Here is a 22,719-nt window from a genome sequence, read left to right on the forward strand (position 1 = left end):
AAAACTCGTTATTTTGCTAGTAACTAAATTTATATTCAAGATTCATGCTTAATTCTATTAACAGCAACGGTTGCCAAGTACATTTCAATGAAAAATCTTATGAGGAACTTAATGCTCATTTGGAAACAAAAGGTTATTCTAAAATTTTCATATTAGTTGATGAAAATACACATGCAAACTGTTTGCCTGTTTTTCTTGGGAAATTAACTACACTTCCTGAGTTTGAAATTATTGAAATTGAAGCTGGAGAGGTGAATAAGCAAATTGAAACCTGTAGTGAAGTTTGGAAAGTTATTTCTGAACTTGGAGGCGATCGTAAATCGTTACTTATAAATTTAGGAGGTGGCGTGGTTACAGATTTAGGAGGTTTTGTTGGCGCAACATATATGCGTGGTATAGATTTTCTAAATATCCCTACAACACTACTCTCTATGGTAGATGCTTCCGTTGGAGGTAAAACAGGCGTAGATTTAGGTCCATTAAAAAATCAAGTTGGCGTTATTATTAACCCTATTATGGTTTTAATTGATACTGAATACCTTGAAACACTTCCGCAGAATGAATTAAGAAGTGGATTGGCAGAAATGCTAAAACACGGTCTCATTTATGATGAAGCCTATTGGAAGCAATTACAAAACATGAATCAATTATCTCCTGAAGATTTAGACCAGCTTATACATAGATCTGTAGTAATAAAAAATGAAGTTGTTACTGAAGATCCTCGTGAAAATGGTCTTAGAAAAATACTAAACTACGGACATACCTTAGGACATGCAGTAGAATCTTATTTTTTGCAGTCAGAAGAAAAAACAACACTCTTACATGGAGAAGCTATTGCTATTGGAATGATCATGGAAACTTATCTTTCCTCTGAACTTTTAGATTTTCCTAAAGATAAATTAGAAGAAGTAAAAGCAAACTTTCTTTCATATTTTGACAAAGTAACTATTACAAATGAAGATATGGATGCCATTATTAAGCTGATGAGATTCGACAAGAAAAATGCGCATGGTAATGTCAATTTTGTCCTCTTAGAAAACATTTCAAAACCTAAATTAGACGTCACTGTAAATAAAGACTTATTAATCAAATCTTTAGAATACTATAAAAATTAATTTTTTCTCTTGCGTATTAAAAAAAAATAGTGATTTTTGCTCTTGTATTTTATAGAATTTAATGAGCTGTTTTTTAAACTCCGTGTGTATAAATATTAGGAAGTCCTATTTATATGTATCTTGTAAAACAAGGTCTCGGTCCTTAAATTTAACTTCCAAAAACATTTTAAAAAAATCTGCTATTATATCTATAGCTTACCTCCCTGCCTATTTGCGTATTTGAATAAAAATGCTATTTATAACATAAATTTAAAATAAAATAAATATCATTTTTTTAATATTACAAAAAAGCAACTATGAAGACGAAGTATTTCGATCTTATAGATCAATCCTACTATTTCCCTCAAGAGGAATTTAAACTAGATGGTAACCAGTTAAAGTTTCATGACATCGATCTAATGGAACTTGTTAAAAAATATGGTGCTCCATTAAAGTTTACATATTTACCTCAAATTTCTAACAATATTAAAAGAGCTCAATATTGGTTCAAAAATGCTATCGAAAAGCATAACTACCAAGGAGATTATCACTATTGTTATTGTACAAAAAGCTCGCACTTTAGTCACGTATTAAATGAGGCTTTAAACAATAATATCCATATAGAAACTTCTTCTGCTTTTGATATTGATATTGTTAAAAACCTAATTGCAAAAGGCAAATTGTCTAAAGACAATTATGTGCTATGTAATGGTTTTAAAAGAGATAAGTATATAGAAAACATTGCGGAGCTAATTAATGGTTCCCACAAAAAGTGTATTCCTATTATAGATAACTATGAAGAACTAAACCTTTTAGAAGAATCAATAAACGAACCTTTTAACGTAGGGATTAGAATTGCTTCGGAAGAGGAACCAAAATTTGAATTCTATACAAGTAGACTAGGAATCGGATACAAAAATATTGTACCATTTTATAATCGTGAGATTAAAGACAATAAGAAGGTGAACTTAAAAATGCTTCACTTTTTTATAAACACTGGGATTCGCGATAATGCTTACTATTGGAATGAGCTTCTAAAATGTTTAAAAGTGTACATCCAATTACGTAAAATTTGTCCTACTGTAGATTCATTAAATATTGGAGGCGGATTTCCTATTAAAAACTCATTAGCATTTGATTATGATTATGAGTATATGGTAAATGAAATCATCAACCAGATAAAAACATCTTGTGATGAGGCAAATGTTCCTGTTCCTCATATTTTTACAGAATTCGGAAGTTTTACCGTAGGAGAAAGCGGAGGTGCTATTTATGAAGTTTTATATCAGAAGCAACAAAATGATCGTGAAAAGTGGAACATGATTAATTCCTCTTTCATTACTACATTACCAGACAGCTGGGCTATTAGTAAACGATTTATTATGCTCGCTATAAACCGTTGGAATGATGAATATGAACGTGTACTTTTAGGAGGACTGACCTGTGATAGCGATGATTATTATAACTCTGAGCAAAACATGAATGCCATTTATATGCCTAAGTATGATAAAGCGAAGCCATTGTATATTGGTTTCTTTAATACAGGGGCATATCAAGAAACTATAGGTGGTTTTGGAGGCTTACAACATTGTTTAATTCCTTCTCCAAAACACATTCTTATTAATAAAGATGATGAAGGTAATATTACCACTAAACTTTTTTCTGAACAACAAACAGCAAACGACTTTTTAAAAATCTTAGGTTACGATGAGTAAGAAACATTATGCCGGTATCCCGGAAAAGTACGCACGTTTGGATGATGCTCAAGTAGTACTCATTCCAGTGCCATACGATGGTACAAGCACATGGCAAAAAGGAGCCGATAAGGGTCCCGATGCTTTTTTAGATGCATCTGAAAACATGGAGCTTTTTGATATTGAGACAAGAAGCGAACCTTATAAAAAAGGCGTTTACTTGGCTCCTGCGATTACGGAAAATAGCTCTCCGGAGAAAATGGTAGAAGCAGTTTATAAAACAACTAAAAACTATATAAAACAAGAAAAGTTTGTTACCCTTTTTGGAGGAGAACATTCTATTTCTATAGGTTCTATTAGAGCTTTTAATGAGTCTTTTAACGACCTTACCGTGCTACAAATAGATGCCCACGCAGATCTAAGAGAATCTTACGAAGGGAGCAAATGCAATCATGCATGTGCTGTTTATGAGGCTAGTAAGACCACAAAACTTATTCAAGTAGGAATACGTAGTATGGATATTTCTGAGCTTGATAATATGATAGAAGATCAAACTTATTTTGCTGAAGATATTAATCTTAGCGATGATTGGGTAGACGATTCTATTCATCAAATGAGTGAAAATGTATTTATTACTATAGATTTAGATGCTTTTGATCCATCTATACTTCCTTCAACTGGAACTCCAGAGCCAGGAGGTTTACTATGGTATGAGACATTAGATTATTTAAAAAGAGTATTTAAAAAGAAAAATGTAGTTGGCTTTGATATTGTAGAGCTTTGTCCTAATGAAAACGAAAAATCTTCAGATTTCTTAGCTGCAAAGTTGTATTATAAAATGTTAGCTTATAAATTTAAGTACGCAAACTCAAAAAATCAAGACGAAGATGACGAATAATAAAGGAGTAATTTCAAATTTCATAGAAAAATATTACCTCCACTTCAATTCTGCTGCATTAGTAGATGCCGCAAAAGGATATGAAGCACAACTAGAAAGCGGAGCTAAAATGATGGTAACTCTAGCTGGGGCTATGAGTACTGCAGAGCTTGGAAAGATCTTTGCCGAAATGATACGTCAAGATAAAGTGCAAATCATTTCTTGTACTGGAGCAAACCTTGAGGAGGATATTATGAATTTAGTAGCTCATTCTCATTATAAGCGCGTACCAAATTACAGAGACCTTACTCCAAAAGAAGAGTGGGATTTATTAGAAAAAGGATTAAATAGAGTTACAGATACTTGTATTCCTGAAGAAGAAGCTTTTAGAAGACTACAAAAGCATATTTTTAAAATATGGAAAGATGCGGAAGAAAACGGTGAACGTTATTTTCCACATGAGTTCATGTATAAAATGTTATTATCTGGAGTATTAGAAGAATACTATGAAATCGATTTAAAAGATTCATGGATGTATGCTGCTGCTGAAAAAAACCTTCCAATTGTAGTACCTGGATGGGAAGATAGCACCATGGGAAATATTTTTGCTTCTTACGTAATGAAAGGCGAATTAAAAGCCTCTACTGTAAAAAGCGGAATTGAGTATATGGCTTATTTAGCAGATTGGTATACTGAAAATTCTGAAAACGGAGTTGGTTTCTTCCAAATTGGAGGAGGAATTGCTGGAGATTTTCCTATCTGCGTTGTTCCAATGTTATATCAAGATATGGAAAGACCAGAAACTCCTTTTTGGAGCTATTTCTGTCAGATTTCCGACTCTACCACAAGTTATGGTTCATATTCTGGAGCCGTTCCAAATGAAAAAATAACATGGGGTAAACTTGATATCGACACGCCTAAATTTATCATAGAATCGGATGCAACTATTGTTGCTCCACTTATTTTTGCATATCTTTTAGATATGTAACTTTAATAAAATATTTAAGAACCTGCATTAATTATCAATATTATGAAACGTGTAATTGTAGATTACAAAAAATTAACCAACGAGATTCTATCTATGCTGGTAGATAAATATCCTGATGGATATGGTGATGATGACATCATTAAATTTAAAAATGCAAATAATGAAACTGTTGAGGCTGTTGAAGTAAGAACAGAAGAAACTATCTATTTAGTAAAAGTAAGTACACGTCTTGCTAATACAATGGAGAAGTTTGAAGACGATGACGATGATGAATTTGCGAATGATGATACGCTAGAAACAGATAATTTAGATATTCCTGAAGATCAGGAAGAAGATGAGGACTAATGTTTTTTTTAAATTATATAGAAAAATAAAACTCAATCTTCTTTGGGTTAATCGTAGCTCAGATTAAACATATTTATAGTTTTTAAAAAAATAACTGGAGCTTTGCTCCAGTTATTTTTTTGCTTTAGTACTACCACTTAAAAACTATTTAAAACAACACGCTTCACCTTCAACACACTACTTTACTACAACATATATTAACTCTGTAAAGTTTACTAATAGGATATTCTTTTGCTTTATAGTATTTTTCAAAGTAAAATCTTACAAGAAATTTTCATATATTCGATCAATAACCCTTTTTGGCACACAGTTTGTATTGGTATAAGAGAAGAGTAATCGAAAGATTAATTTTCAACCTAAAACTTAGAAAATATGAAACATACATTAATAATACTATTGTCAATATTTCTTAGTGGAACAGCTGTTGCAAAATCTGATGAAGCTAATAATAATTACAATCCTGCATATAGCAGTTCTTTTATATTTGTAGAAAATGGAATAACATTCTCTGTTTACCCTGATGGAGAGTTTGACTTTTATATAGATACTCCTGAAATTATTCATACAGGATTACATACAGACAACATTAGCATTACATTTAATTCAGGTTATCGCTACGATCCTTATGTACAGTATGATGATTATGGAGCTGTAATTCAAGTAGAGAACACTCCTATATATTATGATTTTTATGGTCGTGTTACCAGAATTGGTTCCTTAGACGTATTTTACCGTGGTAATTTTGTAAGTAGAATTGGAGGATTACAGGTATATTACAATAATAATGGTGTATATGTAAATTCTAGAGGATATATAAATGCCTATAATAGAACTTATGTATACCGTCCTTATCATCGCTATTTTGAAAGACCTCGTCCTAGCTATTGTATGGTAAATCGTCAACCTTACAGAAGATATTACAGACCTGTAAGATACACGTATTACAAACCTTATAATGATAACAGAAGAAGATCCTATGCAAGTGTTGGTAGAACATATCATTATAAAGAAAGTAACAGTCGTAAATCTCTTTATTCAAATGATAGAAGAGTAACTGTGAGAAACGATAGTAAGGTACAAAATAATGTACGTAGTAGAAGTTTAGCATACGAAACTAATAGAGGTACTGAAGTTAGAAATACTAATAGCACTAGCAGAAGTAGTTCTCCTAGCTATTCTAGAAGCAGCAACACTAATTCAAGTAATAACACAGGAAGAAGTAGCTATAGTAGATCTGCGTCACCAACAAATACAAGAAGTTCAAGTACACCTATTAACTCAAGAAGTACATCAACTTCTAGATCTAGCAGCAGTAGAAGTTCTGGAAATAGCAATTACTCAACTTCAAGAGAATCTACACCAACGAGTACTAGCAGAAGTAGTTCATCTAGAGCTTCATCTTCTAAATCAACTCGTAGTAGTAGTTCTCCAAGCAGATCTTCATCTACAAGATCTACTACATCTAGTAGAACCAGTGATTACTAATAAAATAAGTTGTTAAAATTTAATGTTACAACACAGCATTAACCCACATAGTGGAATTTAATAGTTCGTTAATAACAAGAATCCGCAAGCAATAGCTAGCGGATTTTTTATTTAATATATTTATCTATAACGGCATTAATATCGTCTGAAAGCTTAAGGTTGTAAAGAGAGAATACGAAGATCAAACTCACTAATAAAGACTTACAGATGATGTTTATAATAGGAGAAAAGTTGAAATCCCAGAAATAAAAACTAACTAATAAAATGGTTATCAGTAGTGCAGTTTTGAAAGTATTCAGCGAAAATGGCTGTAAATTGAGTTTAGCCTTTACAAAATAGAGTTTAACGATATTATAAAGTGTAAAAGCTAAAAAAGTAGCCAATGCTGCCCCATTTATACCCCAAATAGGAATAAAGATGACATTAAGAAGAACTGTCAGTATCGCTAAAAGCACTCCAAAAAATAATACCATTCTATAATAATCCGAATTAAATATTATCGCGTTATTATTCCCAATTAGATTATCAAAAAGCTTAGCTAGGGATATCAAAAAAACCACAACCACTCCCCCACTATATTGCTCTGGCAGGAGTTTATACAATTCATTTATATTTAATATTATCAATAAAAAAATAAATCCACCAACAATAAATAAATTTATCGAACTCTTCTTATAAAGCACATCGAGTTCCTTAAAGTTTCTTGTATTTAGAAGTTTACTTGTAATTGGATATGTAATTTGATGCATCGCTCTAGCAGGAACAGCTATTACTATCGCAATAAAGACAGCTACATTATAATATGCTATATTTTCGATTTCTTTAAATTGTCCAAGCATAACCTTATCTATATCTAATAATACTGCAGCAATGGAACCTGTGAGTATTATTAAAAAAGAATATTTTAATACATTTATATAGTTTGTAGGTAAACGAAATATAAATGCAGGTTTCTTGATTATAAAAGCACTAATTAACATTAAAATCATTCTACTGAAGTAAACGCCAATTAAAGAATATATAAACATCGGAATACTAAGTACATCAAGATGGACAAGAAAAAGTAAAATCATTACTACTACTCGATGGTAAACTTCTTTTAAGAAATTACCATAAACAGATTTCATATGCACTTTTGCCCAAGCAAAGAAAACCTCAAAATAGGCCATTGAGAAAGCTAATATAAAAATAGTCCACACATAAGGTTCTAAGATTTTATTAGTTTCCGTGAGATAAGACACTATATATTTATAAGATACTATTCCCAATAATCCAACGGGAATTATAATGACCAATGGCAATAAAAACATAAAACCCGTGAAGGCATTTTGCTCTTTACTATTTGTATACGACGAATAGAACTTTATAAGAGTATTCTGGACTCCAAAAGCTAAAATAGGCATCATGATATTAGCAGCGGAAAGTAAATAAGCTACCAATCCATAATAATTATCAGAAAGAAAATTTGTGTATAAAAAAAGGGTACTAACAGCTCCAATTGCAAAACCTATGTAGGTAACAAATGTGTTTTTAACGGTCTGATTTAAAACTATTCCCATGATATTATATGATACCCGCTAGTTGTTCAGTAAGCGATTTACGGTGGTATTCATCGATGCCAACCGAATTTACATACAAATTATCATTTTTATATGCTTTATAAAGTGAAAGTATAGCTGTTTTTAATTTATCTCTCTCCCCATAATTAAAATAAAGTCCTGCATTTGTTTTGTCTAATAACTGCTCTACATCCCATTTCTCAGGCCCTAAAGCTAAAATAGGACGTTCCGCAGCAAAATATTCAAATAATTTACCTGGAATTATCCCTCGGGTCTTTTTTGCATCTATCTCAATGAGCAATAATACTTGTGCTGAGCGCTGTAACTTAATAGCATCGTTATGTGACACATATCCTAAAACGCTTAAATTCTCGCTAGGTACACGCTCTTTTATAGAAGCGAGGACATCATCACTTATTGCACCTGCTAATTGCAAATTAAAGTCTTCTTTGAAGCCTATATTTTCTGCAAGGAGCTCTTCTATTACACTCCATAGATTTTCAGGATTTCTTCCCGATAAAAGCGAACCTATATGTGAAATCGTAAACTTATTGTCCAACGATTTAACAGCTACTTTATTTGCAACAAATCCATTGGTAATTACCTCTATTGGCTTTTTAGTTATTGCTTCAAACTCTTTCTTTGTAGTAAAACTAGTTGTTACTACATGATCTGCTCTATTTAAAACTTTTGCTTCTAACTCTTTATGCTTTTGTGAAGCTCTTTTGGAAAGTTTCAACTCAGAATGATATCCAATATTAGTCCATGGGTCTCTAAAATCAGTTATCCACTTAAAGTCTAACTGCTCCTTTAAATTCATTCCTATTAAATGAACACTATGCGGCGGACCTGTAGTAATAACAGTCTTTATTTTTTCTTTTTTGATGTAATCCTTAAGATAGGAAACAGAAGGTTTTACCCAGAATATTCGAGCATCAGGAATAAAAAAATTCCCACGAATCCATAATAAAAACTTCTCTGAAAATGTCTGTTTTTTGGTTGTTATAATCCCTTTACTAATTTGTTTAGTCTTCTTACTTGATAAAAAAGAGGCCAGTTTATAAGGTTCAAAAATAGGCTGCTTGATAATTTTAATATCCTTTGGAACTTCAGAAAGAAAAGAAGCGTCTTCCATAGGGTAATCAGGATTTTCAGGCACAAAAACTATTGGTTCAACACCAAACTCAGGTAAATACTTCACGAAATTTAACCAACGTTGTACTCCTGGTCCACCCGCTGGCGGCCAATAGTAACATATGATTAAAACTTTTTTCATCCGTAAAATTTAAGAGTGAACAAACCTACAGCTTCAAAACATTAAAGCCCTTTAAGAACTTCAAGATATTTAAGATTCTTTTTCCCTTTTATTTTTTTGCTGATAAAAAACACCTCCAATAAGCAGTAAGAATAATAACAGATTACTGGCCAAACTTATGGTACTTCCAGTCTTTACAACTTCAGGATCAAACTTAAAAGTTATCTCGTGTTCCCCAGCAGGAATAGCTAATGCTCTTAAAGCATAATTTACTCTAAATTCATCAACTTCTTGTCCATCTATAGTTACTTTCCAGCCATGAGGATAATACATTTCAGAAAAAACAGCTAAACCATCATTCGAATTTGAAGATTTATATTTTATCTCGTTAGGTTTATAATTTACGATTGCTATACTCGCCAAGCTATCAACCTTATAATTTTTTTCAGAAATATCTAAAAACTTACTTTGGTTAAAAACAGCTTCAGTTTTTACATTTAAATCTCCTAAAGCTTTCATTTCAGCATCAGCATTATCTGTAGGAATCAATTTACTTACAAACCAAGCAGGTCCATTTGCATATGGGTTGGTAGCTGGATATACTTCTCCTTTTTCATTAGCCCTAATAATATACTTTACATTAAGCATATTAAGAACTCCAACATTATTATTCGCTATTTGATATTCAAATAAATCTTGTAAACGCTTAGGTTTTGCTGCGTGATATCCTCCAATTGATTTATGATAAAAAGAAGTACTTGCTCCGTTGATACTTTCTTGAGAATTGAAAACTCTATAATATCCTGTATCTTCTAAAATCTGCTTATCTACCGCAGATTCTTGGAAAGGCTTATCTAAAACTCTAGCAGAAACAAAATTATCATCATTTACATATTGTCTATCTATCCCTACTAAATCTATTATAAAAAGTAAACCAAAAGCTATTATTGCGTAATTAGCCTTTAATTTTTGCTTGATAAACATCCAAATAACTCCAGCGCTAATAGCTACTAAAATAAAAGTTCTCAAAAGGTCTGAGGTATATAAAGACATTCTATCTTTCTTTATATTACTCATCAACTGATTCATTCCCATTTGATCAAACTGTTGGCGGTAATATGCATCATTTGCATGAGCGAAATCAAAAGTTCCTTTCAATAGAAATAATAAAATCACTGTTCCTCCAGCAATAATAGAAGACCACTTTAAGGCATTTAATTTTTGAGAATTCTCTACATCTTTATCAAATAGAGCCTTTAAACTAAGTACTGCCAACACAGGAATACAAAGTTCTAAAATCACTTGTATCGAGGTAATAGCTCTAAATTTATTGTATAACGGGAAATAATCAATCATTAAATTAGTGAGGAAATTGAAGTTATGTCCCCACGATAACATTAAAGATACTATCGAACCTGCAACAAGCCACCATTTAAGCTTTCCTTTCAGTAAAAACAAACTTATTAAAAATAAGAATATAACTACAGCTCCAACATAAGCAGGTCCTGAAGTTCCTGGCTGGTCTCCCCAGTACATCATTCTAGCTGCTTGATTTTTAACAAAGTCTTGTGCTTGAGCTGGCGGTACTCCCTGCCCTACTAAATACTTATAACTATTAGAATCTTTGTCTAAATTTTCATCATTTCCTCCACCTAAAAGTCGTGGCACGAAAAGATTTAAAGACTCAAAAAGTCCATAACTATAACTTGTAATATATTCTTTATCTAAACCGCCTGTCTGCTCTTTAGGAGATCCATCTGGATTTATAGTTAACTCACTTTGTCCTCTTGTACTCCACTTCGCATACTCTTGTGTAGCCATTAAATTGGTAGCATTTGTAGCAATAGAAATAATAACGGCAACAGAAAGAATCCCAATAGTTTTAAAAAAATGAGGTAATTCTTTCTTCTTAAATGCATCAATTAAATAGACCACTCCTAATACCAACACTAATAAAAATAGATAGTAAGTCATCTGAAAGTGATTGGCATTTATCTCTAAAGCCATTGCAAAAGCAGTCAATAAAAAACCAACTATATACTTCTTTCTAAAAGCCAACAAAATTCCAGCTAATACGAAAGGGAAATAACCTATTGCATGTGCTTTAGCATTATGACCGACACCTAAAATTATTATTAAATAGGTAGAAAAACCAAAAGCTAAGGCTCCTATTCCAGCTAATTTCCAATCTACCTTTAACACTAATAAAAGTATGTAAAAGCCTATAAAGTATAAGAATAAATAATCTGCTGGTCTTGGTAAAAAGCGAATTGTTTTATCAAGCTTTTTAATATAATTATGAGGGTAATTAGCTCCTAATTGATAGGTGGGCATCCCTGCAAATGCACTATTTGTCCAATATGACTCTTCTCCAGTTTTATCTTTAAAGTCATTACGTTCTTTAGACATCCCGATATATTGAACAATATCACTTTGGAAGATCTTCTTACCCTGTAAAACAGGAGAAAAATATATTAAGGAGATGAGTATAAAAACTAAAAATACCACAAAATGTGGCAGTATTTTTTTTAATTGGTTGGTCATTAAAATAATGTTTTATTAGTCAATTTCTTCAAATTCTATGTATTCTCCAACTTTTCCTGAAGAATTTGTATTTGAATTCTGAGGTTTCTTATCGATTACCGTTTCTCCCTCTTTGTAGTTTGTCTGCTGACGATTCTGATTTTGTTGTTGCCCAAATTGTTGACTAAACTTCTTTTCCATCTTCTTAGATGCGTATTTTATTAAGTAAGGTCCAAACAAACGTGATAGTATTTTGAAACCGTACCAAACAAGAAGTATAATTAAAATTGTTCTTAATAATTGCATTGAATTCCTCTTTGAAAATACTTTCAAAAATACAATAGATTGACCATAAAACAGGATATAATTCCTTAAAAAAATAATAAAATCACTAAAAAAAGAGTTTAGTAAAGTATATGGAATATAATAGCTATATAAAAAGAGATATTTTCACGATATTTACACCCCCTTTAATTATCATTAATAGTAAATTCGCTGTTAATTATTTTTATCAAAAAATAAGAATTAAACCAAATTTTGACATGAACAGATTATACTTTATTGTTGTCTTTTTATTCTTTATTACCAATTTATCCTACGCCCAATATACCGAAGTAATTAATTCTAACCGCCCAGGTGCTTCCTACAGTGCTTTTGCTGTTGGAAAGAATGTTCTCCAAGGAGAAGCTGGTTTCTATTACGAACGTCAAGACCATTCTCTTTTAGAAACCGAAGCCAATCGTTATGGGGTCGATTACGCAATTCGTTATGGTTTTTTGTTTGAGCAATTAGAGGTTATTTTAGATGGTACTTTTATAAAAGAAAATTTAACCGATTTATCAGTTTCTCCTAGCGTAGATTATACACGAAGTAATTTCACACAAAACACTATCGGAGTAAAATACTTAGTCTATGATCCATATAAAAACCCAGAAAATAACAAGCCTAATCTTTACAGCTGGAAAGCTAACAACCATGTGCAATGGCGTGATTTAATTCCTGCTGTTGCTGTATACGCTGGAGCTAACTTCAACTTTGGAGATAATGCTTTTTACCCTAATGATCCTCAAGTAAGCCCAAAAGTAATGATTGCTACTCAGAATCATTTTACAGCAAATTGGGTGTTGGTTATGAATTTTGTTTATGATAAATTTACTTCTGACGATCCACTTTTTAATTATGTAATTACACTTACACATGCACTTCCAGATCCAAGATATTCTATATTTGTAGAACACCAAGGTTACAAAAGTGACGCATACGGAGATGGTATTTTTAGAGCAGGTGCTGCCCGTTTATTTGAAAAAAATCTTCAGGTAGATGCTTCTTTAGGAATAAATATAAAAGATACTCCTTCCCGATTCTTCGGATCTATAGGTCTTTCTTATCGTTTAGATAACCATAAAGACAAACCTAAAAACATTGATAACCTTTCTGATGAAGACAAAGAGTTTATCAAAGAAGCTAAGAAAAATAGAAAAAATAAAAATCCTTTTGAGGAGATCGACACTAACGAATAATATATGATTCACGTTAAAGAAATAAATACTAAAAAGGAATTACAACAATTTGTAAAATTCCCTTTCTCTCTTTATAAAAAGTCCAAGAATTGGGTTCCACCAATTATTAATGAAGAAATCAATAATTTTGACAGGGAGAAAAATCCAGCTTTTAAAGATGCTAAAGCATGGTTTTTCTTAGCCTATAAAGACAAACAAATTGTTGGACGTGTATGTGCTATTATTAATTGGAATGAGGTTAATAACCTAGGAAAGAAAAAGCTTCGTTTTGGATGGTTTGATAGTATCGAAGACCCAAATGTTGCAGAAGCGCTTTTTAATAAAGTTGCTGAAATAGGAAAACAGAACGATCTTGAATACATAGAGGGTCCAGCGGGATTTTCTAACATGGATAAAGCCGGAATGATGATTGAAGGCTTTGACAGGATTGGAAGTATGACTACAAATTATAATTATTCATACTATCCGAACCTTATGGAGCACGTAGGATTTTCTAAGGAGGTGGATTGGAAAGAGTTTGAAATAGAAGCTCCAAAAGAAGTTTATGAGCGATTGGAAAAATTTTCAAACCTCATAATGAAGAAATATAATCTAAAACTTATTGACCTTCCTACTACTAAGTCTCTACTTCCATATGCGCAGGATATTTTTGATTTAATGAATAGATCTCATAAGGATTTAGAATCTTTTGTTCCTATAAAACCTTATCAAATTGAACATTACAAGAACAAATATTTAAAGTTCTTGGATCCTGATTATGTTAATCTTATTGCTGATGAAAACAACAAACTTGTTGGTTTTTCTGTTATTATGCCTTCTTTTGCTGAAGCTTTACAAAAAGCAAATGGGAAACTTTTCCCTTTTGGTTTTTATCATCTCTTAAAGGCTCAGAAGAAAAATGATAAAGCAACCATGCTTCTTATTGGAATTGATCCAGAATATATGAGGAAAGGACTAACTGCTATTATTTTTTATAAAGTAAACGAAGTCTTTGTTAACCGAGGAATAAAAATTGTAGAAACAAATCCTGAGTTAGAAACTAATAATCAAGTACAAGCTCTTTGGAAGGACTATGACCCTAAGTTAATAAAGAAATGGCGTACTTACACAAAGAAGTTATAAAGTAATCTTAGAACTCAGCTTAGAGATTATCTTGGTTTTGATTCCATTTTGTGTCCACCAATAAACGTGATCTGGATAGGTAATTTCCTTTTTCCAAGGAACTTATATATTTAACCAATTTTTCTCTAAGCTCACAGTGTAAATCCCATGACGTTGTAGCATCTTTACCACTGCATAGCGCTCTAATTTTTATAGCTTTGTCTGTTACTTCTACTACTTGAACACTTGGTGAAGTCTCTCTATCCCACTTATCAGAAGATTCTAAAAATTCCTTGAATTTCTCTCTAATCTTATCTACATCAACATGGTAATCGGCATATAAAGTAATAGGTCGGATTTGATTAGCGCTTGTCATAGACCAATTCTCAAAAGTCTTTGAAATAATATCCTTTAATGGCACCACTAAGCGACGTAAATCCCATGTTCTAACAACCATATATGTAAACCTAATATCTTCAACATAACCCCAATTATCATTAATTATAACAGTATCTCCAATCTTTGCTGGTTTAGTTATAGCTATTTGTATCCCTGCAATAATATTACCAAGCGTACTTTGTGCAGCTACACCCAAAATTACAGTAACAACCCCTGCTGAAGCAAGCAGAGATATTCCTAATTTTTCTAAGGAACGAAATTGAGATAGCACAATTGAAATTCCAATTATTGTTACCAGAAATGTTATGATTCTTCTAGCTACTGAAATATAAGTTAGCGATTGACGTGCTTCAGAATTTTCTTCCATAGAAACATCTGCTATTTGGTTTTCAGCAACATAAATCATAAAAGAATCTATAAACTTCATGATAAACCAAGTTATAGAACCTACCACTAATATCAATAATAACGTATAAATATTGCTTGCAAAAGGCCCTGCAAACGATATCAACTCATTCAAAGTGATATAAAAAAATAATACACCAAAAGCTATCGCGCCTGGCTTTGCCAATTTTGATGCTATGGTAGTTAGCCATATCTTTTTAAAACGTTTGAAAATAAACTTTAAAAGCTTATAAAATATCCATCCAACTAAAAAGGATATTCCCATCAATATAAATGTCCCCACTAATTTCCATATCGGAGCATTAAAAAGCTTAAACCTTGCCCAGCTTGGCATCATACGGTCTAATTTTCTTGGACCGTATTCTGTATATAAATCTTCAATATTTTCTACTGTATTAGATGACACCAACCAAAAAGCACCATACTCTTTATATTTAACACGTTGCAATCTTAATACAATATCCCTTTCTCCTAGATCTACAGCACCAAAAACAACACTCCGACGTGGATTCCCAGCAATAGCCTGATTTGTGGTTGTCTGAATGTCCGATTGTCCATCTGGACGATCTGATAATCCATCCCAATCAATTTTAACTCGAGAATCTAATACGATATATAATTTCTGTGCTAGTTCTTGGATCGCTTTTTCATCAATATTATCTGGCAATAAATTGAGATTTAATGCATAAGCTGCCGCTTTGTAATCCTGATTACGACAATGAACAATAAAATGCTCCAAAGTAGCTTGAGGCGTCTGTAAATTATATTTATTTGGAGGAAGCCCCATTACATTATTCAACCTACTTACCTTATAATACGCCTCATTATAATCTCCTATAGGATTGTCTTTATAAACTTTATTTTCAGGTAAAACGCTTTCCTTTTCAGGAAGTTCTCTAATAGAGTCTTTAGCTTGATTGGCATTTTCCTTCTGAGCATAACCCGTTGTAATGATTAATAAAAGGGAGATGTTTAATAATGTAGAAAAGTATATATGTTTAAATGATCCAATATTCATTTTAAATAGGTAGTTAGTTGGTTATGCATAAAATATAAAACAATTTTTAAATAATCACTCTTTTAACTACCCAATATCAAAATTCAGCAAAAAAATACATCAAAAACAAAAAACCCGCTATAAAGCGGGTTTCTTATATATGATAGAATAAGGACTATTTATCTCCCATTGCAGCTTCTACAGCAGCAGACAGTCTTTTGTAAGTACCATTTTCCAAACGATCTCTAATAGCAGAGAACGCATCTAAAGTAGCTTCAATGTCTTCTAATGTATGTGTAGCTGTAGGAATCATACGTAATAATATAAGACCTTTAGGTATTACAGGATATACAACAATAGAACAGAAAATACCGTAGTTTTCTCTTAAATCTTTAACAAGCGCCATTGCTTCAGGAATACTACCGTTAAGATATACTGGTGTAACACAACTCTGCGTTGTTCCAATATCAAAACCTTTGTCTTTTAATCCATTCTGAAGTGCGTTTACATTTTCCCAAAGTTTAGCTTTAAGTTCTGGCATTGTTCTTAACATATCCAGACGCTTTAATGCTCCTTTTACAAAAATCATTGGTAATGATTTTGCGAACATTTGAGAACGTAAATTATATTTTAAGTAATCTATTACTTCTTTATCTCCAGCTAAGAAAGCTCCTATACTGGCCATAGATTTTGCGAAAGTAGCAAAGTAAACATCAATTTGATCCTGCACTCCTTGCTCCTCACCTGCTCCAGCACCTGTTGCACCAAGTGTTCCAAATCCATGAGCATCATCAACAAGCAATCTAAAGTTATATTTGTCTTTTAATGCTACAATTTCTTTTAATCTACCTTGTTCACCTCTCATTCCAAAAACTCCTTCAGAAATAACAAGAATACCTCCTCCAGTTTGCTCAGCCATCTTAGTAGCACGCTCTAGATTCTTTTCAAGACTATCTATGTCGTTGTGTTGATATGTAAAACGTTTACCCATATGAAGACGAACTCCATCGATAATACAGGCGTGAGAATCTACATCGTATACAATAATATCATTTTTAGTAACCAAAGCATCTATACAAGATACCATTCCTTGATAACCAAAATTTAATAAATATGTAGCCTCTTTGTTAACAAATTCAGCAAGTTCGTTTTGTAATTGTTCATGTAGGTCTGTATGTCCACTCATCATCCTGGCACCCATTGGGTACGCAGCACCGTGATCTGCAGCTGCTTCTGCATCTGCTTTTAATACTTCTGGGTGATTAGCAAGACCAAGGTAATCATTGATACTCCAGGTAATAACTTCTTTCCCATTAAATTTCATTCTGTTTGAAATTTCGCCTTCCAATTTTGGAAAAACAAAATATCCCTCTGCCTGAGAAGCCCATTTTCCCAATGGTCCTTTGTTCTCAATAATCCTATCAAATAAATCTCTCATGTAAATGGAGTTTCTTTTATGTTCAAATAAACGTTAAATTTACAGCACGCAAAAGTAACTAAATTTAAACTCTTATCATAAATTATTTACTTTTCTTCTACAAGTTTCTTAAACTGTTTTTTAAACATCTTGTCTAAGAACTTGTCTGAAAACACATTAATAGCTAGCCAAAATAGCCATTTTTTAGGGGCTACAAGATACCTTGTATTCCTTTTCTTACCTTCATATATCCCATAGATTAAATTCGACACTTCGCTAGCATCTAATGCAATTCCTTCCATACCTTGAACTGCTTTATCCATGTTATCGTAGATTTTCTCGTATGGAGTATTTTTATACTTATTTACTTGCGTATCGGCATCTGCTTTGGCTTTACTCCAAATTTGTGATTTTATAGGTCCTGGTTCTATTATAGAAACTTCAATTCCAAAATCACTTAATTCTCTTCTAAAACCATCAGAAAGTGCTTCTACAGCATATTTAGATGCAGAATATGGCGCCATAAATGGTCTTGTTACTCTTCCTGAACCGCTACTTATGTTTATAATTCTTCCTTTGGGACGATCATTATCAAAGCCTAGAAGTGGTAAAAAAGCTTGGGTAACACGAAGAACTCCTAGCACATTAATATCCAACTGATCTGAAAACTCTTTGATTGGAATGTAAGCTAAAGGTCCATTAACAGACACTCCAGCATTATTTACTAAGCAATCAAGAGAGCTTCCATCTAAGATCTTTTCGACTTCAATAACAGCTTCTTTTATAGCTGCTTCATCTATAACATCAAATAACAAAGCATGGAAATTACTTCCTAACTCTTGTGATAACTTATCTGCGTCTTCCTTTTTTCGAACGCTTCCAAAGACTAAAAAACCTTTATCTAGAAATAATTTTGCGGTTGTATACCCTATTCCAGAGGAAACTCCGGTAATTAATATGTTTTTCATTTATATGTTTTTATAGCAAAGCTGAACTATTTAAGCTGATGTTATTTCTTGCACTGCCTTGATGGCATTTGCTTCAGCTTTTTCATCTTTGTAATTTTTCCAACGCTCTCCAGCGATGTAATTCATTCCATTATCAACGGTAAAAAGACGTACCAAGTTTGAAAGTCCCTTCGCTTTGGTTTTTAATGAGTCATTAGCTCTTAAAGCTAAAGAATAACCTCCTTCAACATAATAAACATAATGCCACCACAATTTCGGAATAAATAGTGTTTCCCCATGCTCTATCGTTGCTTCCATGCCTTTGGCATATTTATAAGCAGGGTATTTATTATAATCTGGATTCAAAACATCCAAATGTGAGTGATTGGTATAAGGTAATTTGTATAACAATTCTGACTGTTCCTGCGGAAATAAATATACTTTTTTCTGCGTTTGAAAATGTGTTAAAAACACATGTGAGCAATCAATATCATAGTGAAGGTTTAGTGCTGAGCCCTTACCTCCAAAAAACATCAGAGCGAATTTTAAAAAACCATCCATAATTGTAGGCGTTTCATAATCTTCTGCAAGCTCAGGAGCTCGTTTCATTATTTGAAAATTATGAAATCTTAGATTTGTGGGTTTTGTTTCTATAATATTTAGATAATCTCTAAATTTTTTATGAGAAACGGGTTTCATATAACCATTTCCTGGATTATGATAAGAATCATCATACATAGGAATTTCCCAATCTCCGTAATTTTCTTTAAAAAAATCAAAAGTCCATTTCGTAGTCGCTCTCCAATCTTTGGCTAAGTCTTTAAATATTACTGGTGTATTGGTTGAAAGATACCTTTCTTTAAATTCCTTTTTGGTGATGTTCTCTACTTTATCGACCAAACTGAAATTAGACATCTCAAAATTTACTTTATATATTCTATTTTTTGCGTTTCTTCTGTATTAATAGCATCAAAGAAACCTTGAGCACGCATCCAATCGTCGCTATAAATTTTACTCATATAACGTGAACCATGATCAGGGAAAATCATTACAACATTACTATTCTTGTCAAATTCTCCTTCTTCTGCTAATTGTTTTACTGCCTGCATAACAGCACCACTTGTATACCCTACAAAACAACCTTCAGTTTTAGAAATCTCACGAGCTGTGTGAGCACTTTCTTCATCTGAAACTTTTATAAATTTATCAATAACATCAAAATCGGTTGCTGTTGGAATTAAATTCTTTCCTAAACCTTCTATTCTGTATGGATAGATTTCATCGGAATCAAATTCTCTAGTTTCATGATATTTTTTAAGCACAGAACCATAAGCATCAACTCCTATAACTCTAATTGCAGGATTTTTCTCTTTTAAAAACCTAGCTGTTCCAGAAATAGTTCCTCCTGTACCGCTACAAGCAATAAAATGTGTTACTTGTCCTGCTGTTTGCTCCCAAATCTCTGGTCCTGTAGATTGGTAATGTGCATCGATATTAAGCTCGTTAAAATATTGATTTATATAAACTGAACCTTTCATTTCATCGTGCATACGCCTCGCCACTTGGTAATACGATCTTGGATCATCTGCACTAACATGTGCTGGACAAACATACACTTTTGCACCCATGGCGCGTAACATATCTATTTTATCAGGGGAAGACTTAGAACTAACGGCAAGAATACAATCATATCCTTTAATTACACTTACCATAGCGATACTAAAACCAGTGTTTCCAGAAGTAGTTTCTATGATTGTGTCTCCAGGTTTTAAAATTCCTTTACGCTCTGCTTCTTCAATAATGTGGAGTGCTATACGATCTTTACTAGAATGACCCGGATTGAAAGCTTCTACTTTTGCATAAAAATTTCCAATAAGATTCTGGGTTATTTTTCTAAGCTTTAATAATGGGGTATTCCCTATTAAATCTAAAACGTTATCGTAAGCATTTATCTTTTGTTTCATATAAACAATTTGGTTAGATACAAAATAGTTTTGAATTCCTCCAAACCATGCAAATTTAATTATTTTTTTTAATTACTGCCCTATTCCTTCCAAATCTAAGAGGAAAGCATATTCTTCTGCAACCTCTTTTAAAGCTTCAAATCTCCCTGAAGCTCCCCCGTGGCCTGCATCCATGTTAATATGGAACAATAAAAGTTTATCCGTTTTTTTAACACTTCTTAACTTTGCTACCCACTTGGCTGGTTCCCAATATTGTACTTGAGAATCGTGCAATCCTGTTGTAACTAATAAATTTGGGTACTCTTTTTCTTCAATATTATCATAAGGAGAATACTCCTTTATATATTGGTAATATTCTTTGTCATTCGGATTTCCCCATTCGTCATATTCTCCTGTTGTTAACGGTATCGATTCGTCCAACATGGTTGTAACAACATCTACAAAAGGTACCGCTGCAATCACTCCATTATAGAGTTCTGGAGCAATATTTATAACCGCTCCCATTAACAATCCTCCAGCAGAACCGCCCATTGCATATAAATGTTTATCTGAAGTATAATTTTCATTAATTAGAAATTTAGAGCAGTCAACAAAATCTGTAAATGTATTTTTCTTTGTCAATAACTTTCCGTCTTCATACCACTTTCTACCAAGGTATTCCCCTCCTCTAACATGAGCTATTGCATAAATAAAACCTCGATCCAATAAAGAAAGTCTTACAGTTGAAAAATAAGGGTCTATAGTGGCTCCATAAGAACCATATCCATATAATAATAATGGATTCTTACCATTTTTCTCTATTCCCTTTTTATAAACTATAGAAATAGGAATCATCGTACCGTCTTCAGCTTTTGCCCATACACGCTCAGATTCATAATTGTCTTTATCGAACTTCCCTCCAAGAACTTCTTGCTCTTTTTTAACTGTTTTTTCTTTTGTAATCAGGTTAAAATCGATTGTACTTGCTGGTGTAGTCAATGAGTTATAAACATAACGAAGCGTGTCTGTGTCGAACTCTAAGTTTGTTGATGTAAAAGCTGTATAAGTTTCATTATCAAAAGGGATATAATATTCATTAGTTCCATCCCAACGCGATACTTTTATTTTATTAAGTCCATTAGAACGCTCGCTAACTATTAAATAATCTTTAAAAATATCTATATCTTCCAGTAAAACATCCTCACGATGCGGAATAACTTCCTCCCAATTCCCTTTTGTAGTCTTCGCTACGGAAGTCTTCATCAATTTAAAATTGGTCGCTTTATCGGCATTTGTAATAATATAAAAAGCATCTTGATAATGAGAAATACTATATTCTAGCCCTCTTATTCTAGGTTGAAAAACGGTAATCTCATCGTTAGGATTATCAGCATCCAAGAAACTAAATTCTGAAGTTAATGTACTTCCAGAGCCAAAAATGATATATTTCTTAGATTTAGTTTTATAAACAAAAGCATTAAATGTTTCGTCCTTTTCATGATAAACTAATTCATCTTCATCTTTCTGCTGTTCTAAAACATGCTTATAAACCTTATCCGATCTTAAAGTTTGATCATCTTTACGGGTATAAAAAAATGTTTTATTATCATTTGCCCATGTGCTTCCCCCCGTAGTATTTTCTATTTTTAATGGATAAATCTCTCCTGTTTGTAGATTTTTTATCTGAAGGGTATATTTTCTTCTACTTAATGTATCTACTCCGAAAATGGCTAATTTATTGTCTGGACTAATATTAATTCCTCTTAAGTTAAAATAAGAGTATCCTTTTGCCATTTCATTACAATCGAACATCACTTCTTCTTCCGCACCTTCACTGTCCTTTTTACGCAGAAAAATAGGATAATCTTTCCCTTCTTGGAATTTTGTAATATACCAGTATCCATTATATTTATAAGGAACCGACTCATCATCTTCTTTTATACGGCCTTTCATTTCTTTAAATAAATCGGCTTCAAAAGAATCTGTATGCGCAGTCATTTCTTTAAAATAAGCATTTTCTCTCTCTAGATAATCAATAACTTCTGGGTTCTCTCTATCATTCATCCAATAATAATCATCCACCCTAATATCTCCATGTTTTTCTAATCTTTTAGGCTTCTTTTCGGCAATTGGAGGAGTTATATTTTTCATATCTTTAATTTCTTTCTTT

At 32.4% G+C, this 22,719-nt stretch carries 18 protein-coding genes; 8 read left to right on the top strand and 10 right to left on the bottom strand.

The features are described 5' to 3' along the window. Positions 1–44: 44 nt before the first annotated feature. The 6 genes from aroB (at position 45) to ACN0TY_RS07440 (ending at position 6,483) form a co-directional block, all read left to right on the top strand. A complete protein-coding gene (gene aroB, locus ACN0TY_RS07415) occupies positions 45–1,115 on the top strand; it encodes a 3-dehydroquinate synthase (RefSeq protein ID WP_417443967.1) in 1,071 nt (356 codons plus the stop codon). A gap of 296 nt (positions 1,116–1,411) precedes the next feature. Further along, positions 1,412–2,809 carry an arginine decarboxylase gene (locus ACN0TY_RS07420; RefSeq protein ID WP_236958117.1) on the top strand — a complete coding sequence of 466 codons (1,398 nt, stop codon included), beginning with the start codon at positions 1,412–1,414 and terminating at the stop codon, positions 2,807–2,809. Then, entirely contained in the window at positions 2,802–3,686 is an 885-nt protein-coding gene (gene speB / locus ACN0TY_RS07425; protein WP_417443968.1) for an agmatinase, read from the top strand. The genes ACN0TY_RS07420 and speB overlap by 8 nt, the downstream gene beginning before the upstream one ends. Further along, positions 3,676–4,653, top strand: a complete 978-nt coding sequence (locus ACN0TY_RS07430; protein ID WP_417443969.1) for a deoxyhypusine synthase family protein — start codon at positions 3,676–3,678, stop codon at positions 4,651–4,653. Before speB ends, ACN0TY_RS07430 begins: the two co-directional genes overlap by 11 nt. 42 nt (positions 4,654–4,695) lie before the next feature. After that, a complete protein-coding gene (locus ACN0TY_RS07435) occupies positions 4,696–4,998 on the top strand; it encodes a hypothetical protein (RefSeq protein WP_236958114.1) in 303 nt (100 codons plus the stop codon). Positions 4,999–5,370: 372 nt separating this feature from the next. Next, the gene (locus ACN0TY_RS07440; protein ID WP_417443970.1) at positions 5,371–6,483 is read left to right on the top strand and encodes a hypothetical protein; all 1,113 of its coding nucleotides are present in this window, start codon (positions 5,371–5,373) and stop codon (positions 6,481–6,483) included. Positions 6,484–6,590: 107 nt separating this feature from the next. Here the strand turns inward: ACN0TY_RS07440 and ACN0TY_RS07445 are convergent, their stop codons facing one another. The 4 genes from ACN0TY_RS07445 to ACN0TY_RS07460 form a co-directional block, all read right to left on the bottom strand. Beyond that, on the bottom strand, positions 6,591–8,042 hold the full coding sequence (locus ACN0TY_RS07445; protein WP_417443971.1) for a lipopolysaccharide biosynthesis protein: 1,452 nt from the start codon (positions 8,040–8,042) through the stop codon (positions 6,591–6,593). Positions 8,043–8,046: 4 nt separating this feature from the next. After that, entirely contained in the window at positions 8,047–9,318 is a 1,272-nt protein-coding gene (locus ACN0TY_RS07450; protein ID WP_417443972.1) for a glycosyltransferase, read from the bottom strand. Positions 9,319–9,387: 69 nt separating this feature from the next. Then, positions 9,388–11,841 (bottom strand): YfhO family protein, encoded by a 2,454-nt coding sequence (locus ACN0TY_RS07455; RefSeq protein WP_417443973.1) that lies wholly within the window; start codon positions 11,839–11,841, stop codon positions 9,388–9,390. 15 nt (positions 11,842–11,856) lie between these two features. Then, the gene (locus ACN0TY_RS07460) at positions 11,857–12,126 is read right to left on the bottom strand and encodes a DUF4834 family protein (protein ID WP_236958109.1); all 270 of its coding nucleotides are present in this window, start codon (positions 12,124–12,126) and stop codon (positions 11,857–11,859) included. A 236-nt stretch (positions 12,127–12,362) separates the two neighbouring features. Between ACN0TY_RS07460 and ACN0TY_RS07465 the strand changes: the two genes are divergently transcribed. Next, complete coding sequence (locus tag ACN0TY_RS07465) at positions 12,363–13,340, top strand: transporter (RefSeq protein ID WP_236958108.1); 978 nt, start codon at positions 12,363–12,365, stop codon at positions 13,338–13,340. A 3-nt stretch (positions 13,341–13,343) separates the two neighbouring features. Then, positions 13,344–14,462, top strand: coding sequence for a GNAT family N-acetyltransferase (locus ACN0TY_RS07470; RefSeq protein WP_417443974.1), 1,119 nt, complete (start codon positions 13,344–13,346; stop codon positions 14,460–14,462). A 19-nt stretch (positions 14,463–14,481) separates the two neighbouring features. Here ACN0TY_RS07470 and ACN0TY_RS07475 read toward each other — a convergent pair whose 3' ends face one another. The 6 genes from ACN0TY_RS07475 to ACN0TY_RS07500 form a co-directional block, all read right to left on the bottom strand. Then, on the bottom strand, positions 14,482–16,263 hold the full coding sequence (locus tag ACN0TY_RS07475) for a mechanosensitive ion channel family protein (protein WP_417443975.1): 1,782 nt from the start codon (positions 16,261–16,263) through the stop codon (positions 14,482–14,484). 154 nt (positions 16,264–16,417) lie between these two features. Beyond that, positions 16,418–17,680, bottom strand: a complete 1,263-nt coding sequence (locus ACN0TY_RS07480) for an aminotransferase class I/II-fold pyridoxal phosphate-dependent enzyme (RefSeq protein ID WP_417443976.1) — start codon at positions 17,678–17,680, stop codon at positions 16,418–16,420. Between the two features lie 86 nt (positions 17,681–17,766). After that, on the bottom strand, positions 17,767–18,627 hold the full coding sequence (locus tag ACN0TY_RS07485) for an SDR family oxidoreductase (protein WP_236958104.1): 861 nt from the start codon (positions 18,625–18,627) through the stop codon (positions 17,767–17,769). Positions 18,628–18,657: 30 nt separating this feature from the next. Beyond that, positions 18,658–19,521 carry a cupin-like domain-containing protein gene (locus ACN0TY_RS07490; protein WP_417443977.1) on the bottom strand — a complete coding sequence of 288 codons (864 nt, stop codon included), beginning with the start codon at positions 19,519–19,521 and terminating at the stop codon, positions 18,658–18,660. An 8-nt stretch (positions 19,522–19,529) separates the two neighbouring features. Then, positions 19,530–20,570 carry a PLP-dependent cysteine synthase family protein gene (locus ACN0TY_RS07495; RefSeq protein WP_417443978.1) on the bottom strand — a complete coding sequence of 347 codons (1,041 nt, stop codon included), beginning with the start codon at positions 20,568–20,570 and terminating at the stop codon, positions 19,530–19,532. A gap of 72 nt (positions 20,571–20,642) precedes the next feature. After that, positions 20,643–22,700: a S9 family peptidase gene (locus tag ACN0TY_RS07500; protein ID WP_417443979.1), complete on the bottom strand. Its 2,058-nt coding sequence runs from the start codon at positions 22,698–22,700 to the stop codon at positions 20,643–20,645. Between the last annotated feature and the right edge of the window lie 19 nt (positions 22,701–22,719).

Source organism: Joostella sp. (assembly GCF_048266025.1).
Lineage (GTDB): Bacteria > Bacteroidota > Bacteroidia > Flavobacteriales > Flavobacteriaceae > Galbibacter > Galbibacter atrarenae.

Coding starts and splice junctions, on each gene's coding strand:
- aroB (WP_417443967.1), top strand. CDS start 45: ATGCTTAATTCTATTAACAGCAACGGTTGCCAAGTACATTTCAATGAA.
- ACN0TY_RS07420 (WP_236958117.1), top strand. CDS start 1,412: ATGAAGACGAAGTATTTCGATCTTATAGATCAATCCTACTATTTCCCT.
- speB (WP_417443968.1), top strand. CDS start 2,802: ATGAGTAAGAAACATTATGCCGGTATCCCGGAAAAGTACGCACGTTTG.
- ACN0TY_RS07430 (WP_417443969.1), top strand. CDS start 3,676: ATGACGAATAATAAAGGAGTAATTTCAAATTTCATAGAAAAATATTAC.
- ACN0TY_RS07435 (WP_236958114.1), top strand. CDS start 4,696: ATGAAACGTGTAATTGTAGATTACAAAAAATTAACCAACGAGATTCTA.
- ACN0TY_RS07440 (WP_417443970.1), top strand. CDS start 5,371: ATGAAACATACATTAATAATACTATTGTCAATATTTCTTAGTGGAACA.
- ACN0TY_RS07445 (WP_417443971.1), bottom strand. CDS start 8,042: ATGGGAATAGTTTTAAATCAGACCGTTAAAAACACATTTGTTACCTAC.
- ACN0TY_RS07450 (WP_417443972.1), bottom strand. CDS start 9,318: ATGAAAAAAGTTTTAATCATATGTTACTATTGGCCGCCAGCGGGTGGA.
- ACN0TY_RS07455 (WP_417443973.1), bottom strand. CDS start 11,841: ATGACCAACCAATTAAAAAAAATACTGCCACATTTTGTGGTATTTTTA.
- ACN0TY_RS07460 (WP_236958109.1), bottom strand. CDS start 12,126: ATGCAATTATTAAGAACAATTTTAATTATACTTCTTGTTTGGTACGGT.
- ACN0TY_RS07465 (WP_236958108.1), top strand. CDS start 12,363: ATGAACAGATTATACTTTATTGTTGTCTTTTTATTCTTTATTACCAAT.
- ACN0TY_RS07470 (WP_417443974.1), top strand. CDS start 13,344: ATGATTCACGTTAAAGAAATAAATACTAAAAAGGAATTACAACAATTT.
- ACN0TY_RS07475 (WP_417443975.1), bottom strand. CDS start 16,263: ATGAATATTGGATCATTTAAACATATATACTTTTCTACATTATTAAAC.
- ACN0TY_RS07480 (WP_417443976.1), bottom strand. CDS start 17,680: ATGAGAGATTTATTTGATAGGATTATTGAGAACAAAGGACCATTGGGA.
- ACN0TY_RS07485 (WP_236958104.1), bottom strand. CDS start 18,627: ATGAAAAACATATTAATTACCGGAGTTTCCTCTGGAATAGGGTATACA.
- ACN0TY_RS07490 (WP_417443977.1), bottom strand. CDS start 19,521: ATGTCTAATTTCAGTTTGGTCGATAAAGTAGAGAACATCACCAAAAAG.
- ACN0TY_RS07495 (WP_417443978.1), bottom strand. CDS start 20,570: ATGAAACAAAAGATAAATGCTTACGATAACGTTTTAGATTTAATAGGG.
- ACN0TY_RS07500 (WP_417443979.1), bottom strand. CDS start 22,700: ATGAAAAATATAACTCCTCCAATTGCCGAAAAGAAGCCTAAAAGATTA.